Annotated in this window: 13 protein-coding genes; 7 read left to right on the top strand and 6 right to left on the bottom strand. The window is 55.6% G+C overall.

Translation table 11 applies throughout. The features are described from left to right. Window positions 1-38: 38 nt before the first annotated feature. Window positions 39-2,579 carry a TonB-dependent receptor gene (locus DYU11_RS19625; RefSeq protein ID WP_119669397.1) on the top strand — a complete coding sequence of 847 codons (2,541 nt, stop codon included), beginning with the start codon at window positions 39-41 and terminating at the stop codon, window positions 2,577-2,579. Between the two features lie 336 nt (window positions 2,580-2,915). Here DYU11_RS19625 and DYU11_RS19620 read toward each other — a convergent pair whose 3' ends face one another. From DYU11_RS19620 to DYU11_RS19610, 3 genes are all read right to left on the bottom strand, one after another. Beyond that, complete coding sequence (locus tag DYU11_RS19620) at window positions 2,916-3,695, bottom strand: OBAP family protein (RefSeq protein WP_119669396.1); 780 nt, start codon at window positions 3,693-3,695, stop codon at window positions 2,916-2,918. A gap of 58 nt (window positions 3,696-3,753) precedes the next feature. After that, window positions 3,754-5,136 carry a sulfatase family protein gene (locus tag DYU11_RS19615; protein ID WP_199736744.1) on the bottom strand — a complete coding sequence of 461 codons (1,383 nt, stop codon included), beginning with the start codon at window positions 5,134-5,136 and terminating at the stop codon, window positions 3,754-3,756. 87 nt (window positions 5,137-5,223) lie between these two features. Then, a complete protein-coding gene (locus tag DYU11_RS19610; RefSeq protein ID WP_229365942.1) occupies window positions 5,224-7,233 on the bottom strand; it encodes a glycoside hydrolase family 3 protein in 2,010 nt (669 codons plus the stop codon). 289 nt (window positions 7,234-7,522) lie between these two features. On the opposite strand from DYU11_RS19610, the gene DYU11_RS19605 reads away from it, so the two are divergent. Continuing rightward, window positions 7,523-7,993 (top strand): DUF1905 domain-containing protein, encoded by a 471-nt coding sequence (locus DYU11_RS19605; RefSeq protein ID WP_119669395.1) that lies wholly within the window; start codon window positions 7,523-7,525, stop codon window positions 7,991-7,993. An 83-nt stretch (window positions 7,994-8,076) separates the two neighbouring features. Beyond that, window positions 8,077-9,075, top strand: a complete 999-nt coding sequence (locus tag DYU11_RS19600; RefSeq protein WP_119669394.1) for a 2-hydroxyacid dehydrogenase — start codon at window positions 8,077-8,079, stop codon at window positions 9,073-9,075. 212 nt (window positions 9,076-9,287) lie between these two features. On the opposite strand, the gene DYU11_RS19595 is transcribed toward DYU11_RS19600, so the two are convergent. Then, entirely contained in the window at window positions 9,288-11,555 is a 2,268-nt protein-coding gene (locus DYU11_RS19595) for an aconitate hydratase (RefSeq protein ID WP_119669393.1), read from the bottom strand. Window positions 11,556-11,756: 201 nt separating this feature from the next. Here DYU11_RS19595 and DYU11_RS19590 point away from each other — a divergent pair, with 201 nt between their 5' ends. Continuing rightward, a complete protein-coding gene (locus DYU11_RS19590; RefSeq protein WP_119669392.1) occupies window positions 11,757-12,215 on the top strand; it encodes a CHRD domain-containing protein in 459 nt (152 codons plus the stop codon). A 361-nt stretch (window positions 12,216-12,576) separates the two neighbouring features. Next, complete coding sequence (gene topA / locus DYU11_RS19585) at window positions 12,577-15,264, top strand: type I DNA topoisomerase (protein WP_119669391.1); 2,688 nt, start codon at window positions 12,577-12,579, stop codon at window positions 15,262-15,264. Window positions 15,265-15,357: 93 nt separating this feature from the next. On the opposite strand, the gene DYU11_RS19580 is transcribed toward topA, so the two are convergent. Together DYU11_RS19580 and DYU11_RS19575 are read right to left on the bottom strand one after the other, a co-directional pair. Further along, complete coding sequence (locus DYU11_RS19580) at window positions 15,358-16,215, bottom strand: oxidoreductase (protein WP_119669390.1); 858 nt, start codon at window positions 16,213-16,215, stop codon at window positions 15,358-15,360. A gap of 82 nt (window positions 16,216-16,297) precedes the next feature. Then, window positions 16,298-17,215, bottom strand: a complete 918-nt coding sequence (locus tag DYU11_RS19575) for a helix-turn-helix domain-containing protein (protein WP_119669466.1) — start codon at window positions 17,213-17,215, stop codon at window positions 16,298-16,300. Window positions 17,216-17,334: 119 nt separating this feature from the next. Between DYU11_RS19575 and DYU11_RS19570 the strand changes: the two genes are divergently transcribed. Together DYU11_RS19570 and DYU11_RS19565 are read left to right on the top strand one after the other, a co-directional pair. After that, the gene (locus tag DYU11_RS19570; protein WP_119669389.1) at window positions 17,335-18,432 is read left to right on the top strand and encodes a lipase family protein; all 1,098 of its coding nucleotides are present in this window, start codon (window positions 17,335-17,337) and stop codon (window positions 18,430-18,432) included. A gap of 318 nt (window positions 18,433-18,750) precedes the next feature. After that, window positions 18,751-19,713 (top strand): Kelch repeat-containing protein, encoded by a 963-nt coding sequence (locus DYU11_RS19565; protein WP_119669388.1) that lies wholly within the window; start codon window positions 18,751-18,753, stop codon window positions 19,711-19,713. Window positions 19,714-19,730 lie beyond the last annotated feature (17 nt).

Below are 19,730 nucleotides of genomic sequence, written 5' to 3'. Positions count from 1 at the left end.
TAATAAAGCAATCAATCCACCTACAATCAGTAACTTACATGAGACACCTATTCTTTTTTGTACTTACGACAGTCACCCTATCCACCGCCTGGGGACAGAACAGCGGCACGATTACCGGTACCGTCCGCGGAGCTTCGGGCGAGACCATGCCGGGCGTAACGATCGTCCTCGACGACTCGCGGCTGGGTACGACCACCGACGAGAGTGGCCGGTATCTCCTGCGTAACGTACCGACCGGCCGGCACGATCTGCAAGCCAGTTTTGTCGGTTTCCAGACCTTTCGGCAATCCGTCACGGTCAACGGTGCCGAACGGCTTGACATTACCCTGGCGGAAAATCCGTCGCAGCTCAGCGAAGTAATCGTCAGTACTCAGAAGCGGGCCGAATCCATCCTCGACGTACCGATCGCCATCGCGGCCGTAGACGGTAATTTTCTGAAGCGGCAGCGTATTCAGGAACTCGACGTACTCTCCAACTACATCCCGGGCCTGCAGGTGCAGCTCCAGAGCCCCAACAACCCAGGTTTTGTGATCCGGGGCGTAACGAGCGACGACGGCGATTCCCGTGCCCAGGCCCGCGTATCGGTGTTTCAGGACGGAGTCCAGATTTCGCGGTCGCGCGGGGCCGTCGTGGAGCTATTTGACATGGAGCGGGTCGAAGTGGCCAAAGGTCCGCAGGGTACGCTGTTCGGTCGGGGGGCGCAGATCGGAGCTGTGCACCTGATTCAGAACAAAGCCCGGAACAACCAGTCCGGCGAGGTTCAGTTGTCCTATGGCAATTACAACGCGCTCTACGCCCAGGGGTTCATTAACCAGCCGGTCGTGAAAGACAAGCTCTTCGTGCGGGTGGCTGGTGTGGCCAGCAAACGCGACGGCTTCATTGAAAACATCTCCGGCGGCACGCTGAACGGAAAAGGTACGTATGCGGGCCGTCTGGCGCTACGGTACCTGCCCGGTACGCGCTCAACCCTCGATCTGCTGGTAAACTACCAGTACGACGATTACCCGGGTACGTCGTTCAAAAGCGGCCGCTACACCCCCCGGGGCGGCACTACCGATCCGAATACGGCCGCCGATCTGGAGCAGGGCACCAACCTCTTTATCCGTCGGAAAGTGTTTGGCACGACGCTTCTCTGGAACCAGCAGCTCACCAACCGCCTGTCGCTGAACTCCATCTCAGCGTACCGGTGGTTCAATTCGCACGAGAATTTCGACGCCGACGGTACGGTTGCCCCGGCGCTGTTCCTGGCTGAGTTTGCCGACAGCCGTCAGTGGAGTCAGGAGTTCCGGCTGAACTACCAGAACGAAGGTCGTTTTTCGGGCTTTGCGGGGGTGAGCGTTTTTTCGGAAGACAACGCCCAGCGGGTTTCTCTGGTTACGGACGAACGCAGCATACTGGCCCTGTATACGGCGCTGATCAACCAGTCGGTACCGACCATTCCGGTTATCCCAATCGTTTTCCCCAACGGTACGCCTAACCTCACCCTGACGAGTGCGGTGCTGAATCCGCTGCTGCCGCCCCAGGTGCCCCGCCCGCTGCCCCCCCTGAAAACGCGCCACGAAGAAGCGTATGCCAACTACGGACAGAACACCGCCTACGAGCTGTTTGCCGATGGTACGTACCAGGTGACTCCCCGCCTGAGCCTGAGCGCCGGGATTCGGGGAACGTACGAAAGCCAGACCGGTGGTTACCAGGCAGATCCGGCAGCCGCTCCGAGCCTGATTGGTTTGCTGGTCAACAACTTTCCCAATATCCTGAGTCGCCCGACACAGGGCCGTTACTCGGTCACAAAAGATTATTTCTCAGCAGTAGGCCGGTTGGTGCTGGATTACAAAATCGGCAATCAGAAAGCCTACGTCAGCCTCTCGCGGGGTCGCCGGCCGGGTGTGATTCAGGTATCGGCCATCGACACGACCCTGCTCCGCCCCGAAACGGTCATGAGCTACGAAATCGGCTACAAAGGTGCGGCTCTGGCTAACCGCCTGCAGTACGATCTGGCGGCCTACTTCTACGACTGGAACAACTTCCAGTCCACCTCGATCGTGCTGCAGCAGGGGCAGCTACGCGCACTGTCGACCGACGCTGGATCGGCCCGCAGCTTCGGCGCTGAAGTCGGCCTGCGGTACAACGTATTCCGGAATTCGCTCCTGTACGGCAGCTATTCGTACATCGACGGCAAATTCAATGATACCGACCAGGAAGGTCGCCAGCAGCAGTTTGCCGGAAACCGCTTCCGCCTGACCCCGATGAACCAGATGGCCCTCGGAGCCGACCTGAATTTCCCGGTACAGTCGCGGTTTTCAATCTATTTCCGCCCGAACTATACGTACAAATCGAAGGTGTTCTTCGAAAATACCAACCAGGCCAACCTCGTGCAGGAAGGCTACGGTCTGGTGAACCTCAACACAGGGGTTGAATTGGGGGCGAAACCCCGGGTGATGGTCGGCTTCTTTGGCAAGAACCTGCTGGATCAGAACTACATCATCGACGCCGGCAATACGGGCAACGCCTTCGGTATTCCCACGTTCATCGCCGGTCCTCCGCGCTTTGTCGGGGCTGAAGTGCGGGTGTCGTTCTAACAGATTTCGCCCTACGGTACGTCAGGCCGGGGGTGACTCGGTCAGACGTACCGTATGATTGCTTACTCGGTCAGACGTGCCGTCAGACCGCTACAGACTTCGTTCCTGTTTGGCTGACGCCTGTAGCGGTCAACGCCGAAAATCCAGCCGGTCAGACGTACCGTCAGACCTTTAGTTCAGGCATTTGGTCTGACGGTACGTCTGACCGGATTTCTCAAAAAGCAGCCAGGTCTGACCGAATATAAAGCTCATCTATCCCTTGTCAGACGTGCCGTCAGACCTTTAGTTCAGGCACTCGGCTTGACGGACGATACGTCTGACCATTGGCGACGTTACTCAGCGCTTCACTGTTTCGCTTTTAAAACTGTTCTGATTGACGTGCTCGTGCTTATGATCGGTCAGGGCCGGCAGTTGAATAATCTCGCCGGTTTCCCACGAATCGGCACCGGGGGTTTTGGGCGGAGACTGAATGTCGGTCCGCTGCCGGCGCTTCTCGCTGATGGACACACCGAACCGTTCGTCGCGGTCTTTGACTAATTCGGGTTTCAGAAGGCCATCCCGCGTGAAGGCCATCATCAGCGCCGGACTACCAAGCGGGAGCCTGATGTCCTGATCGGTGTGCCAGGTATGCCAGGTTTTACCGTAGGTTGTCACAATCTGCTCCATCAGCTCGTGTTCGGCTACGTCAGGCAGACCGGGTGCTATCAGCTCCCCACTTTTCACCTCGTAGCGGTGGCTGTGCCACAGTTTTTTCTCATCGGCGGGCAGCGTTTTAAAAAGCTTCTCGGAGATGATGTACTCCACGCCCATGATCTTGGCGCTGTCGCCGTTACCGTCGTAAATTACGCACTGGGTCAGGTCTTCGTTGAGTTTGGCGCAATAATGATGCGCTTCCATCTGACCAGCCAGGTGGCCGTTATAAAAGTGAAAGCCATCCAGATACATGTTCAGCTTGCGAATGGGCGATTTGTCCTGAATTACATCGGCTCCCGCTTCGAGGACCTTTGTCTTCGCCGATTTTTCAGCGCCGGGCGATGTAACGTTCGACGATGTGTTGCCGCCCCCACAAGCCCAGATCAGCAGCACAAGACTTAAAACCCCTACCAGTTTTCGCATACCATTTCCCTATAAATTTACTAGAGAAACAGGCGACCATTCGTTATGTTCACGAAAACTACTGTCGCTGCGGCTTCTGCCAGGGTACGGCCCCGCCCTGCCGGATATGTTCCATCAGCAGCTTGATCAATACGTCCCGTTCGTTCTTGTTCTGGTCGGCTACGTTCGTTGTTTCTTTCGGATCGTTTCTGAGGTTATACAGCTCATACGGTGCAAAAGGCGACGGTTGCAGCAGTTTCCAGTCGCCCTGCCGGACCGCGTGAATTTGCAATCCCTTGTACGTATCCTGACCTTCGCGCCGGACAAAAAACAGCGGCCGATCGGACATGGTCGCGTCGCCCTGGCCGGTCATCAGGTTCAGGAACGACTGGCCGCTGATCCCATCGGGCACGCTGGACCCGGCGACCTGTAACAAGGTGGGGAACCAGTCCATCAGTTGCAGCACCGCCCCGGACTCGCTGCCGGCCTCAATATGCCCCGGCCACATGGCCCCGGTCGGTATCCGGATGCCCCCTTCGTAAAACTGCCCTTTTACCCCCCGAAAGGGTCCATTGTTGGCTTTGCCCGGCCCCCAGCCGCCATTATCGCTGGTAAACATTACGAGTGTGTTGTTCAGTTGTCCGTTGGCCCGCAGCGTAGCCAGCACGCGGCCAACATTATCGTCCATGTGTTCGATCAGGGCGACCAGTTTGGCGCGTTGCGGATCAATACCGGGCTGCCGCTTCTGCACCCGGTTCAGGTACGCTATGGGTGGCTGGAGCGGATCGTGCGGAGCCGTATACGCCAGGTATAAAAAAAACGGGTCTTTCTTTGCCTTCCGTTCGGTGAGGTAGCGGACAGCCGCGTCGGTGAATACGTCGGTAGCGTGGCCGGGCGGGTCAATGACCTGCCCATTGTGCCGGAGGAAATTCTGTCCGTGGCGGAGCTTTACTACGTAGTCGTCCATCATCCCCTCCAGCAATCCGTAAAATTCCTGAAATCCCCGCTCGTTCGGCAGGTTTGGCGACTCGAGACCCAGGTGCCACTTGCCGATGTTGGCCGAATGGTAGCCCTGTTTGCGCAGGTACGTCGGCAGCAGGGTCGCCGACGACGCCAGATACCCCCAGCTGTCCTGCACTTCGTCGCGGATGACGCCCGGTACGCCCACCTGCTCGGGGTAGCGCCCCGTCAGCAGGGCCGCCCGGCTCGGCGAACAGACCGAACTATTGGCGTAAAAATTGGTAAACCGGATTCCGCTCCCGATCAGGCTGTCGATGTGGGGCGTCCTGAGGTCGGTAGCGCCGAAGCACGATAAATCACCATACCCAAGGTCGTCGGCGAGAATGAAAACGATGTTAGGTCGACTGGGCCGGGGCTGGCTGGTACTGGACGATTCTGGATAAGGCAGGAACGACATAGCCGCCCACAACAACGGCAGGAACAGGGTCAGGAAGCGAATCATGTCCCAAGGTAATCAGGCGGCGGGAGCTCCGCAAGTTGGCGAAGCGCCTGCCTATATCCATTACACAAACCCCTGGTTCACCCCGGTTCACTTACTGGCCGATGCAGTAGTGTTGACGCCTTTGTAGCTCAGGCCTTCGTTGTACTTGAAAAGCGCATACCCGGCCCCTTCCTCGTAGCCCGGCACGTCTTCCTTCTGTTGCTGAACGGCGGCTTCGGAGATTGGGGTCGTAAACGGCATTTTACCCGAAGGGTTGAACTTACCGGTCAGAATGTCCAGCAGTGCATCCGGGGTTGTACCGAAGGTTGCCAGAACCCCCTTTATGGTACGGTTCGTGCCGTTGCCGTAGACTTCGTCGATGACCCAGGGATTGCTGTAGTTAATCGCCAGAATGGTCGGTTTTTTAGCCGCCAGCGAGTTGATATACGCTACGTCCACCGAGTTTTTGGACAAAGACAGGTAAATCGGCGACCCGTCTGACGCAAACAGCGATTTAGCCGACGGCCTGATCCACACCACCACGACATCGGCTTCGTCGGGGGTGGCGACAAACGTAACTGGGTATTTTCCGTCGTTGGTGGTGTAAGCCGCTGGCGGAGTAGCCGCCCCACCTGCTCTGGCCGTATGGGCTTCAAAATAAACGTTTGTCGAGGGTTTGAGCGGTAACGCATTGTCCTCGTTGCGCAGCAGGACAATCGATTTCCGGTGCGCCAGATCCGCTTTAGCCTGAAACTGCGCATTGCCAACCAGTTGCTCAGCGGCCTGTTCGTCTACGTACGGATTCTCAAAAAGACCCAGTTTGAATTTTTCCCTCAGCAACCGCAACACGGACTCGTCGACCAGCTGCTGATCGACCATGCCGCTTTTCACCGTAGCCAGCAACTCGGCCGGATCGGCCGTACCGGAATAGAGATTCACCCCGGCTTCCAGTGTTCGTTTGTAGCGCTCCCTGATCGACAGATTTTCGGCACCCCAGGGCATCATTTCAATCGGCCCGGTGTCGGAGTTGATGATACCGGTAAAGCCCAGTTCTTTACGAAGCAGATCGTGGATGACAGCCCGGTTGTAGGCGTAGGCAATGGGCTCGTACTTTGTATCGGCCGGGAGTGAATAGTAAGGCATAATCGCCGAGGTTCCCGCTTTGATGGCCGCCCTGAACGGAATCAGGTTATTGGCAAACTTACCGCCGGGAAAGACCTCTTTTTTGCCCCACTCAAAATGAGGATCCTGTCCACCCTGTCCGGCTCCCCCGCCCGGAAAGTGCTTGATCGTCAGGGCAACCGACGTAGGGTTAAGGGTTTCGCCCTGGAATCCCTTAACCAGCTCGGTCATCAGTTTGCCGGCCCATTCGGCATCTTCGCCAAAGGTGCCTTCGATCCGTTGCCAGCGCGGTTCAGTGGCCAGATCGGCCATGTACATGTAGCCTTTCCGCAGGCCCACAGCCGCCCATTCCTGCCGGGCAATGTCGGCAAACTCCCGGACCAGTTTCAGATCCCGCATGGCCGACAGACCCAGTTCGCCCGGCCAGGCGGAGAAAACCGTTTTGCCGACGCTGGTACCGATTGCCGCAGCCCCGGTGATGTGGTTACGCGGGTTAGAAGCAACTATGGCCGGAATCCCTAGCCCATCGCTTTCACACAGCGCCTGGAGTTTGTTGGCCCATTCGGCGGTCGTACGGGCACTCACATTGGCCCGCAGGATGAAGTGACGCAGGTGAAACTGCGTCACGGCCTTGGTTGTCCCGGCTGCATTCATGACCGGCGTTGGCAGTGGCTTCCGGGTGAACATGTTCGTGGTCGCCACCAGATCATCCTCGTTGAAATCGCTGGTGATCGGCTCTTTAGCCTGACCAGCCTGAAACGACTGGTCGTTCTTCATGCGGGTCGTGCTGATGAGCATGAAACCAACTTTCTGCTCCAGCGACATCCTGGTCAGCAGATCGTTGCTGCGTTCTTCGGCCGACAGCCGCCAGTCTTCGTAGGGATCGACCCGCCCGTTGCGGTTCAGGTCCTTGAATTTGAGTCCATTTTGCTCGATGAGTTTGGCTGATCGGGTGCCCAGAACGGGTTGCTTCGCGGCTCTTTTTGATTGACCCACTACTTCGCTTGCCAATAGGAACGGCCCCAGCAAAAGCCCTGCTGCCACGATAGCAACCCGTTGCCGGTATGTACAGAGATTGCGATTATGCGGGTTTATCTGACGTTTTATTACGTTTTTCACAGGGTTCGGGTTTGGGTGAAGGGATGCGTCAGCAGGGTCATGAATTCTGAACGGCTACTGGCTAGTGCTATGCAAAAGAGGATTGCGATCAGCTTCTAACTACTGCCTGACAAATTCTTCGTCGTTCGAACGTCATGCCGTACTTTAGTGACCAGATTACGTCGCCATGCCCCACTTCACCCTCGAACAGCCCATCCGCCAACTCGATAAACGACAGGGTGGCTACTATCACCTTGTTATTACGCCCGAGGTTGTCAATCAGTTTGAGAAGCAGCGGGCCACCCGTCTGGTTTGCGTCCTGGACCAGACCGTATCGTTCTCGTGCGGGCTAAATCACCTCGGCGACGGCAATTTTTACATCATCGTCGCGACGCAGCAGCTCAAAAAGCTTGGCAAGAACGTAGGCGATCCGGTTGTCTTTGAGATTTATGAAGACCCGAATCCGCTGGGCGTCGACGTTCCCGACGTGCTGCAGGTTCTCCTGGATCAGGATGATGACGCCAGACATAGGTATGATGCGTTGACGGACGGTAAGAAGCGAAGCCTGATTTATTCGATAAAAGGCATCAGGGACATCGACCGGCAGGTGCAGAAAATTCTGAGCTTCCTGAACGAGCAGAAAGCGAAAAAGCGCTGACACGCTTAATTTCCGGCACCAAACGACTCGAACATCCATCCTGATTCGGTTGTTCCTACAGCATCACCTGTCAACTACAACTCATGAGGGTAGCCGTCTTCAGTACCAAAACGTACGACCAGGAGTATCTCGACCGGTTCAACGATAGCTACCAACACCAATTGATCTACTTCAGCGCCCCGCTGAACCGCGATACAACGAACCTGACCCAGGGATTTGACGCTGTATGCGCGTTTGTCAACGACGAGATCGACAAAGAAACCCTTGAAAAAATAGCAGCAAACGGAGTAAAAGTTATCGCTCTGCGCAGTGCGGGATTTAACAACGTGGACGTTGACGCTGCACGAGCAAAAGGCATCAAACTGCTCCGGGTGCCCGCGTACTCGCCCATGGGGGTTGCCGAACATGCTGTGGCGCTTATCCTGACCCTGAATCGAAAGACGCACAAAGCCTACAACCGGATTCGTGAGAACAACTTCTCCCTGGAGAAACTGCTGGGCTTCAATCTGTACGGCAAAGCGGTTGGCGTAATCGGAACGGGGCAGATTGGGGCCGCTTTCTGCCGGATCATGCTGGGTTTTGGCTGCCGGGTAGAAGCTTACGACGTGTACGAATCCGACGATCTGAAAGACCGGGGTGTCGTTTACAAATCCTTCGACGAGGTGGTAGGGGCGGCCGACATCATTTCGCTCCACTGCCCGCTCACCCCCGAAACGCGGCACCTCATCAACGCGGAAACCTTCGCCCGGATGAAACCGGGGGTCATGCTGATCAACACCAGTCGCGGAGCCCTGATCCACACACAAGACACCATCGACGCGCTGAAAAGTGGTCAGCTAGGCTATCTGGGCATTGATGTATACGAACAGGAGGAAGCCCTCTTTTTCAACGACCATTCGGAAAGCATCATTCAGGACGAGTTGCTGAGCCGCTTAATGTCGTTTCCAAACGTGCTGGTTACGTCCCACCAGGGTTTCTTCACCAAAGAAGCGCTTGAACAGATTGCCACCACAACCTTGAAGAACCTGGCCGACTTTGAGCATAACCGCCCCCTGGAGAACGAGGTCACAGCCAGGGGCTAGCAAGACGCCCGCTGCCCGGATTTGAGACGATCCCGCGTTCCAGTCCTGATCTTTTCTTTTGCGGATTTGCAATCCGCAAAAACAAATCTTAGCTGGTCAGGATTTGTAATCCTGACCCCGGCCGCCTTGGATTTATAATTCGCAAAAAACCCCGGCTACCTTTCGGCAGCCGGGGTTCTATCCTATACATCAGACCAGCGGTCTATTACCAGTTACGCATTTGCCTTCTGGCGGATCAGGTTCAGCGCAGCACCTGCTTTGAACCACTCGATCTGGCCTTCGTTGTAAGTATGGTTGGCCAGGAACTCGTCGGTAGTACCGTCGGCGTGGTGCAGCACGATCTCCAGCGGGCGACCCGGCGCAAACTCGGTCAGGCCTTCAATGTCGATCGTGTCGTCTTCCTGAATCTTGTCATAGTCGGCCGGGTTGGCAAACGTCAGGGCCAGCATTCCCTGCTTCTTCAGGTTGGTTTCGTGAATACGGGCAAACGACCGTACCAGAATAGCGCGAACCCCCAGGAACCGTGGCTCCATCGCAGCGTGCTCGCGCGATGACCCTTCGCCGTAGTTCTCGTCGCCGACCACCACCGAGCCAATGCCCGCAGCTTTGTAAGCCCGCTGTACGGCCGGCACTTCACCGTATTCGCCGGTCAGCTGGTTCTTCACACTGTTGGTTTTCTCGTTATAATAGTTCACCGCACCAATCAGCATGTTGTTCGAGATGTTGTCGAGGTGACCGCGGTATTTCAGCCACGGCCCCGCCATTGAGATGTGGTCGGTCGTACACTTCCCTTTCGCTTTGATGAGCAGTTTCAAACCCTTCAGGTCGGTACCTTCCCAGGCCGGGAACGGTTCGAGCAGTTGCAGACGATCCGAGGTCGGGCTAACCAGCACCTGAACACCACTGCCGTCTTCGGCCGGAGCCTGATAGCCAGCGTCTTCGACGGCGTACCCTTTCACCGGCTGTTCGATACCCTGCGGCTCGTCGAGTTTCACCTGCTCACCGTTTTCGTTGGTCAGCGTATCGGTCATCGGGTTGAACGTCAGGTCGCCGGCAATGGCGAGCGCCGTCACGATTTCGGGCGAAGCCACGAACGCGTGCGTGCTGGCGTTACCGTCGTTTCGCTTGGCAAAGTTCCGGTTGAACGACGTAATGATCGAGTTTTTCCGGCTGGGATCGTCCATGTGACGCGCCCATTGCCCGATGCAGGGACCGCAGGCGTTGGCCAGTACAACGCCACCCATGTTTTCGAACGTATTGAGCAACCCATCGCGCTCCGCCGTGAAACGCACCAGTTCAGAACCGGGCGTAACGGTGAACTCCGATCGTACTTTCAGGTTTTTGCTCACGGCCTGCTCCGCTACGGATGCCGAGCGGGTCAGGTCTTCATAAGAGGAGTTGGTGCAGGAACCGATCAGGCCTACTTCCAGCTTCTCGGGCCAGCCGTTTTCTTTCACGGCTTTGGCGAAGTTGGACAGCGGCCAGGCCAGGTCCGGAGTGAACGGACCGTTGATGTGCGGCTCCAGTTCGCTCAGGTTGATTTCGATCAGCTGATCGTAGTACGTAGCTGGGTCGGCATACACCTCGTCGTCGGAGCGCAGGTGCTGCTTCACCGCTTCGGCGGCATCGGCGATGTCGGCGCGGTTGGTAGCGCGGAGGTAAGCCGCCATCCGTTCGTCATAGGCGAAGATCGACGTAGTAGCGCCAATCTCAGCACCCATGTTACAGATCGTGCCCTTACCGGTAGCCGACAGGCTTTCGGCCCCTTCGCCGAAGTATTCCACAATCGCGCCCGTTCCGCCTTTTACGGTCAGGATACCAGCTACGCGCAGAATGACGTCCTTGGCCGACGCCCAGCCACTGAGCTTACCGGTCAATTTCACACCGATCAGTTTCGGCATCTTCAGCTCCCACGGCAGGCCCGCCATCACGTCGCAGGCATCGGCTCCACCGACCCCGATCGCGATCATGTTCAGACCACCGGCATTCGGCGTGTGCGAGTCCGTACCGATCATCATGCCGCCCGGGAACGCGTAGTTTTCAATGACGACTTGGTGAATGATCCCGGCACCGGGTTTCCAGAAACCGATACCGTATTTATTCGAAACCGAAGCCAGGAAATCGTAGACCTCCCGGTTTTTATTTTTGGCGGTATCCAGATCCTGCTCGGCACCTACCTCCGCCTGAATCAGGTGGTCGCAGTGCACCGTTGATGGAACGGCTACCGAAGGGCGGCCGGCCTGCATAAACTGGAGCAGCGCCATCTGAGCCGTTGCGTCCTGCATGGCTACGCGGTCGGGAGCAAAATCAACGTACGCTTTACCCCGCTCATACGCCCGTGTAGGCGTACCGGCTGACAGGTGAGCGTATAAAATCTTTTCCGACAAGGTGAGCGGGCGTCCCACTACCTGCCGGGCTGCTTCAACGCGTTCGCCGAGGTTGGCATATACGCGCTGAATCATGTCAAAGTCAAAAGCCATAGCAAATAGAAATAACAGGTTACTAAAAAAGAAGACTCTATCTGAATAACCAACGAATCCGCCGAATGGATTCATGGTTCGGGGCCAAAATTAGGAGATTATCTATCGTTTTGGAAATATTCGATACGTTAGTCGTTCATTTCACCAAATCCCCTATTTTTGGCGGACAACTACGCTAACACCAATAAAAAATAGTAGAATATGAACAAACCACTACTAAAGTCCATAACAGCCTTACTGGTCATAACGGCAGCACTCACATCGTGTCAGGACGAGGAGAATCCGCTGGTGGGTGGCCAGGCCACACGCCTGACGGCCAGACTCGACGGATTAAGTGAAAAACCTGCGTCCAACACCTCCACCGCTACCGGTACCTTCAACGGTATTCTGAACGAAGTAACGGGTGTGCTGAACTACACGGTAACGTACCAGGGCCTGACACCAACGGCGGGGCACCTGCACCGGATTCCTACAACGAGCACGAACGGCGTTGGCCCGGTCGATATCCCGTTTCCCAGCCTGACTTCGCCGATTATTGCCTCGACTACGGCGTTATCGCAGGATCAGATTTCGGCCATGAAGGCCGGGCAGTACTACGCGAACCTGCACACGAGCCGCTTCCCGGGCGGGGAGATCCGGGGCGATATCAAACTCCAGTAAGCAACCTAGCCAACTGTCAACATTCTGGTTAAGACCCGGTTTTAATGGCCGGGTTTTTCTTTTTTGTTTAACCCGCCCCCAGCCGCCGGTTTTTTCCTGTAATTTAGCAGACCCGCAAAACATGGGCGTTTTGGCTGATCTGACGGAGTTTACCCGTAAAATATCGGGGTTTTGAGCAACTTTTTCCGAACGTTGCCCTGTAACAATTTGTTACCTTACTGCTACCAATCCTCAACTTTCGTTGCATAATGCACCCATTGCCAATTTGCATTTGTCAATGGTTTTGCGCCTATCTTTGGCCCGACCCGGCGCGATTGTGGAGGATAGGCTGTGTGGTTCTTATCAACCTGAACACCATTTTATGTCAAAAAACTTAGTCATAGTGGAGTCGCCGGCGAAGGCGAAAACCATCGAAGGCTATCTGGGTAAAGACTTTACGGTCAAGTCCAGTTTCGGGCACGTGCGTGATCTGCCGAAAGATGGGCTGGCCGTGGACGTAACGAATGGCTTTCAGCCGTCGTACGAGATTTCACCCGACAAACGCAAACTCGTCAGCGAACTTAAATCATTAGCCAAGTCGGCCGAAGAGGTCTGGCTGGCCACGGACGACGACCGCGAAGGGGAAGCCATCTCGTGGCACCTGAAAGAAGCCCTTGGCCTGCGCGAAAATACCAAACGGATCGTTTTTCGCGAGATTACCAAGAATGCCATTCTGAACGCGATTCAGTCGCCCCGGACCATCGACATCGATCTGGTGAACGCCCAGCAGGCCCGGCGCGTCCTCGACCGGCTGGTAGGTTACGAACTGTCGCCGGTACTCTGGCGGAAGATCAAAGGCGGCAGCCAGGGTTTGTCGGCCGGCCGTGTTCAGTCCGTTGCGCTGCGGCTGGTTGTGGAGCGTGAGCGTGAAATCGACAAACACCAGGCCAGGTCATCGTTTAAGGTAACGGCCCAGTTCATTGTCGACGGCAACAAGGTGCTGAACGCCGAACTGCCGAAGAATTTTGCGACAGCCGCCGAAGCGCGTACGTTTCTGCAAGCCTGCATCGGGGCTACGTTTACCATCAGGAATCTGGAAACTAAACCCGCCAAGAAATCACCCGCTCCGCCGTTTACGACTTCTACCTTGCAGCAGGAAGCCTCCCGCAAACTGAGTTTCGCGGTCGACCGCACGATGCGGCTGGCGCAGGCTCTCTACGAAGCCGGTAAGATTTCGTACATGCGGACCGACTCGACCAACCTCTCGCAGGAAGCGATTGGCAAGGCGAAAACAGAGATCGAAACGGAATTTGGTCCTAAATACGTCCAGACCCGGCAGTTCAAGACGAAAAATGAGTCGGCGCAGGAAGCCCACGAAGCCATCCGCCCGACCAATTTCAACGACCGCAATGCCGGTGCCAATAAGGATGAAAAGCGGCTGTATGAACTGATCTGGAAGCGGGCCATTGCCTCCCAGATGGCCGACGCCCAGCTGGAACGCACGACCGTAACGATTGGGATCCAGTTCGCCAATGGCACACAGGTCGAGACCGTAGCGTTGGTCGACGACAGCCTGTTTGCCGATGCACCCGCTTCCGGCAACGGACAGGTCAGCACCGGAAAACTCCCTAACGAACTCATCGCCCAGGGCGAGGTGATCAAGTTTGACGGTTTTCTGCGTGTTTACCTCGAATCCAAAGACGACGAAGACGACGAGGATGCCAAAGGTATGCTGCCTCCGCTCACCATCGGGCAGGTGCTGAACCTGGGTCAGATGAAAGCTACGGAGAAGTTCACCCGTCCGCAGCCGCGCTACGCTGAAGCGTCACTGGTGAAAAAACTCGAAGAAATGGGTATTGGCCGACCCTCGACCTACGCCCCTACTATTTCAACGATCATCAACCGGGGCTACGTTATCAAAGAAGACCGACCCGGCCAGGAGCGGACGTTTAAGGAGTTTACGCTCCAACAGAACCAGATTCGCGAGACGAACGGCAAGGAAACATTTGGTTCCGAGAAGGCGAAGCTATTCCCGACCAACACCGGAATTGTTGTCAACGATTTTCTGGTCGAGTACTTCCCCGACATCGTGGATTATAAATTCACTGCGACGGTCGAGAAAGATTTTGACGAGATTGCCAGCGGTCGACGCAACTGGAAAAACATGCTGGAGAGCTTCTACGGCGATTTCCATAAGAACGTCGAGGAAATTCAGGGGTCGTCGGTGGTGTCGTTCAAAACCGGTGCCCGCGAACTGGGTACTGATCCGCGAACGGGCAAGAAAGTGTCGGCCCGGCTGGGTAAGTTTGGCGCTTACGTACAGATCGGCGAATCGACCGACGACGAAAAGCCGCAGTACGCCAACCTCCGCAATGGTCAGCTCATCGAGACCATCACGCTTGACGAAGCCCTGAGCCTGTTTGCCCTGCCCCGCGAAGTTGGTTTCTTCGAAGACAAACCCATGGTGATCGGCATTGGTAAATTCGGGCCGTACGTGAAGCACGACGACAAGTACGTATCGCTGACGCAGTTCGACGACCCGTATACGCTTTCGCCGGAGCGGGCGATTGAGCTGATTCAGCAGAAACGCGCGGAGTCGGCTACCGATACGTTGGGTGAGTTTGAAGGCAAACCCGTTACGACCGGCAAGGGACGCTTCGGCCCGTACGTCAAGTTCGAGGACAAGTACATTTCGATTCCGAAAAACGAACCGCTGGCCGGCCTGTCACTCGATCGGGCTATTGAACTGATTCAGCAGAAGCGGCAGGCCGAGAGCAATAAATACATCAAGGAGTTTCCGGAGCGGCCGGAGATCAAAGTGGTCAACGGTATGTATGGCCCGTATCTGGCCGTAGGTAAACGAAACGTCCGCATCCCGAAAGAAACCGATCCGGCAACGCTGACGCTGGAAGACTGCCTGAAACTGGCGGGCCTTGATGATGAAGGCGACGCGAAAGCACCGGCCAAAAAGACCACGGCGAAAGCTAAGGCCCCGGCTAAAAAAGCCGCGTCGGCCCGGACAACTACGACGAAGAAAGCCACGACAACGGCGTCGGCCAAGAAGAAGTAGTCTGGTTTTAACTATGAAACAAAAGCGCCGATCATCAGATTGATCGGCGCTTTTTTAATTGATTAGCTGTAGTCCGAGCTAGTCGGGGCTGCGTTAAGCGGCTACCTCGCTATCAAACCCGGTAGCCACCGTTACGTGTTTCCACGCTTCCAGCTCGTCCTGCATGGCTTTGATCTTGGCATACGCCAGGTCGTAGGCATCCTGCCCCAGTAACAGGTGCAGGGGCGGATTTGGCTCAGATGCCAATTGAATCAGGGCCGCTACCGCCTTCTCCGGATCGCCGGGCTGATTCCCATTGATGTCGAACTGATGTGCCTGTTGAGTGGCCCGCACAGTTTCGTAGGCATCGATCGGGTTGGCCGGTACCGCCAGCGAACCGGCCGTCAGGAATTCAGTCCGGAAGTACCCCGGCTCAACCACCGTGACGTTGATCCCGAACGGTTTCACCTCCGCTGCCAACGACTCCGATAAGCCCTCGACAGCAAACTTGGTCGCGCAGTAGATGCCAAAGCCGGGGAAACTGCCTACGAAACCCGCGATGGAGCCAATGTTGATGATGTGCCCGGCCTGCTGGCTGCGCAACTGGGGCATTACGCTCCGGATCACATGCAGGGTACCGAACACATTGATGTCGAAATTCGCGCGGGCTTCCTGATCGGTTAATTCCTCGATACTCCCTGCCAGGCCATACCCGGCGTTATTCACCACCACATCGATCCGGCCAAAGTGCTGAACAGCAGCCTGAACGGCCTCGTTCACACTGGATTCGGTTTTCAGATCGACCTGCAGGGGCAGCCACTGCGCCGAGTCGGCCGCAATGGCCTGGCGCAGATCATCCGCATTCCGCGACGTAGCGGCTACGCGGTAACCCTGACTGAGTAATTGCTTTACTAAGGAAAGTCCGAGGCCTTTGGATGCGCCGGTTACGAACCATACGTTTGTGTTGTCCATTGTTTTGCTCATGTTTCACGAGCAAAAGTAGAGAAGCCGAGCCGGGCCGGCCTTGCTTCAACCAAACCAATACTTGCTAAATTCAAACATTCCGAAAAGCAGAGGGCGTCAGCTGGGTGTGTTTCTTAAAGAAGTGATTGAAATGAGCCGGTTCCTCAAAGACGAGGCTGTAGCTGATTTCGGCGATGTTCCAGTCCGTATGTTTCAGCAGCGCTTTCGCTTCACTGGCCAGTCGTTCGGCGATGTGTTCGGTGGTAGTTTTGCCGGTGGTTGCCCGGATGGAGCGGTTCAGATGGTTCACGTGCACGGACAACTGCTGCGCAAAATCATTCGCCGATCGAAGCCGGAACCGCTGCGAGGGCGATTCGATCGGAAACTGCCGCTCCAGGAGTTCCGTAAAAACGGCGGTAATACGCGACCTGGCATCCGTATGCTGGTATAGGGTGTCAGACGGCTGCATTTTAAGCGCGTAGTGAGTTAGTTCGGTTACGTAGTTCCGTAACAAGTCATACTTGTATTGGTAATCCGAATTGATTTCATCAATCATCCTCTCAAAGAGCTGGCTCACATAAGCATCCTGCGTCTCATTCAGCACGTAAGCCGGTTTTCCACCGGGAGCGAACACAGGCAATTCAGTAAGGCTGCCCCTGATTTTCTGGGTGAAGAAGTCTTCTTTGAAAATGCAGAAAAAGCCGGTCGTATTGTCTGACAGGGGTTGCCAGGTGTACGGCACCTGGGGATTAAAGAATACCAGGGTGCTTCCGTCAATTTCAATGCTTTTATCGGCGTAATGATACACGTTTCGGCCCCGGATCAGGGTAATCTTGTAAAAATCCCGGCGACTGTACGACACCGGCGCGGCATCTGGTGCCAGGCAATCTTCCAGCCGGAACACGTTGAAATGACCGATTGCCTGTTGCAGGTTGTCGGGAAGCCAGCGCTGGGCCTCCACGCCAAATTTCTGTTTATAAAACGCTTCGAGGGTTTCTGTCTGTGCCATGCGCGAAGTTACATAATTCAAACCAAACCGCGCACTGACCTGATTTTCCACCAGTCCATTACGGTTTGTTTACTTTATGGTATGTTTGTATACTCGATACACATCTACCCTTCGCTTGTATGAAACGCATCTTACTCCTGCTTACGCTCTGCCTTCATTACGTTACACTACCCACCGTATCGGCCCAGTCGGGCAAACTGAAACCCGGCTTCGACAAAGCGGAGTACCTTGAAATGCTGAGTGTTACGTCCCGTCAGATTGATACTTTGAGGGAAGAGAAAGTACCCGGCCCGAAACGGTCGCGCCGACTGTACCGCTCGCCGGTGGTTGGTCTGGATAACCGCTGGGAACTGTGGCTCCGCGACGACGGGGTGGGCATTATCAGCCTGCGCGGAACCACCGAGAAGGCGGTGAGCTGGCTGGAAAACTTCTATGCCGCCATGGTACCCGCTACCGGTCAGCTCGAACTGGGTCCCGGCGATACGTTCTCGTACAAACTGGCGAATAATCCGCGGGCTGCCGTACACGTTGGCTGGCTGCTCGGGGTCGCCTACATGTCCAAAACCATACTCCCGAAGATTGACTCCTGCTCCAAAGCAGGCATCAACGAATTCATCATCATTGGTCATAGCCAGGGTGGGGCGCTGTCGTTCCTGCTTACCTCCTACCTAAACTACCTGCGGGGCAATCGCCTGCCGGCCAACCTGCGCATCAAGACGTACTGCAGTGCCGCTCCCAAACCAGGTAACCTGCACTATGCCTACGACTACGAAGCCATGACGCAGGGCGGCTGGGGCTTCAACGTCGTCAACGCGGCCGACTGGGTACCCCAAACGCCGTTTTCAATTCAAACCATCGACGATTATAGCCCGACGAACCCGTTCAAGGACATATCGGCCGGGCTAAAAAAACAGAAGTTTTTTCAGCGCATTGCCCTCAATTACGCTTTCAAGAAAATGGACCGGCCAACCCGCAAAGCCCAGAAGGAATTCCAGCGCTTTCTCGGGAATTTTGCCTCCAAAACCGTTCAGAAAAACCTCCCAGGTTATAAACCGTCTGACTATTTTAAAAGCAACCACTACGTCCGCACCGGACAGTTTATCGTGCTGTATCCCAACGAAGCTTACTATCAGAAATTCCCGGACAACACCAGGCAGGTCTTCATACATCACGTTTTTGAACCCTATTTCATGCTGACCAATCAACTGACGTTGTGAGGCCTTACTTGCTGTTTCAAATCAACCAGCAGCATCTTCCTGTATACACAAAACCCCGGACTCAAATTGGATCCGGGGTTTCTGGTCTATCCACACCATTTAGTTAAATAAAACACCAAAACTCGCCCAATAATAACACTATATTAATCAAATGGCAATTTTAGTAAATATAATTACTACTCTTAAAGGACTTCTTCAGTCAATTGTTTTAGAATCCAGTAGGCATATGGGGAGTAGACTCAGCAGGTTTTTTACATTTGCTGGTATCTGACTCCAGATTAGTTTAAGATCAGGCTCGTTTTTCCAATACCTCGCCCTATGAAAACGCTTGCTACGTTTACGCTTGCTTTTGCTCTTTGCCAGACTTCTTTTGCCCAGCAGTGGGAAACCGTTCAGCCCGAAAACCTGCCTGTCAAGCGGCACGAAAATGCGTTTGCCCGCGTTGGCGATCAGTTCTTCCTGGTTGGCGGCCGGGGACAGAAATCCGTCGAGGCCTATGACGTGAAAAAAAACACCTGGGAAAAACGGGCGATGGAGCCATTGGAAATGCACCACTTCCAGGCCGTAACCCACAACGGTGAGGTCTACGTAGCGGGTGCCTTTACGGGCGGTTATCCCCACGAAACGCCTATCCCGGCTATTTACATCTACAACCCAGCGAAAGACGAATGGCGTAAAGGGGCCGACATCCCCGCCGACCGGCGTCGGGGCTCGGCGGGCGTTGCCGTCTACAACCGTAAAATTTACCTGTTCTGCGGCATCATCGACGGTCACTTCGACGGCCACGTGAGCTGGGTAGACGAGTACGACCCGGCCACCAACAAATGGACCCGGCTACCCGATGCACCCCACCCACGCGACCATTTTCAGGCGGCTGTGCAGGGCGACAAAGCCTACATCGCGGGCGGGCGCTTGTCGTCGGCCAAAATTGGGCAGGTGCTGAACCTGACAGTCAGCGCGGTCGATGTCTATGATTTCAAGAAAAAGACCTGGATGACACTGCCCGAAAGCGACAGCATTCCGACCCGCCGGGCGGGTAGCACGTCCATCCCCTACGGCGACAAGATTCTGGTAATTGGTGGTGAGAGTCCGCAGAAGAAAGCGCATAATCAGGTGGAAGCGCTAAATATCAAAACCCTGAAGTGGGAGAAACTACCGTCGCTGCAACTGGGTCGGCACGGTACGCAGGCCGTTGTTTACGGCAACCGGGTCTACATTGCCGCCGGCTCCGAGAACCAGGGGGGCGGGCCGGAGCTGAACTCAATGGAGGTCATGAAGTAACGTCACTGGTGCGTTTT

Origin of the sequence: Fibrisoma montanum (assembly GCF_003583365.1) — a bacterium.
Classification (GTDB): Bacteria; Bacteroidota; Bacteroidia; order Cytophagales; family Spirosomataceae; genus Fibrisoma; species Fibrisoma montanum.
This window is presented reverse-complemented; position numbering and strand designations above follow the sequence as displayed.